Origin of the sequence: Rhodococcus sp. PAE-6, from assembly GCF_025290685.1 — a bacterium.
In the GTDB taxonomy this organism is placed as follows: domain Bacteria; phylum Actinomycetota; class Actinomycetes; order Mycobacteriales; family Mycobacteriaceae; genus Rhodococcus; species Rhodococcus pyridinivorans.
On record NZ_JAOCLZ010000218.1, the window covers coordinates 1 to 240 of the forward strand.

Consider the following 240-nt stretch of genomic DNA (forward strand, 5'->3'; position numbering starts at 1 on the left):
CTCCGTGATCGGCGCCGCTTCGCGGTCGCGCAACGACCCGAGCGCAGGGAATTCCTCGGCCTCACCGGCGACCACGACCACCGGCGGATTCTCCATTTCGGAGGCGACCTGCCGGGCGAGCCCGCGGTAGTCGAATCCGCCGTGTTCGGCGGCGATCACGTACGCTGCGGCGTCGCTGACCCGGCAGAAGTAGCCGATCTCCGACACGCGGTGCGCGGGCAGGGAGAAGACGGGGAGCGC

1 pseudogene is annotated in these 240 nt (G+C 70.8%); it reads right to left on the reverse strand.

Annotation, left to right across the window (positions count from 1 at the left end):
- Positions 1–240: pseudogene (gene entE / locus NVV99_RS26810) on the reverse strand (2,3-dihydroxybenzoate-AMP ligase); the annotation flags it as partial.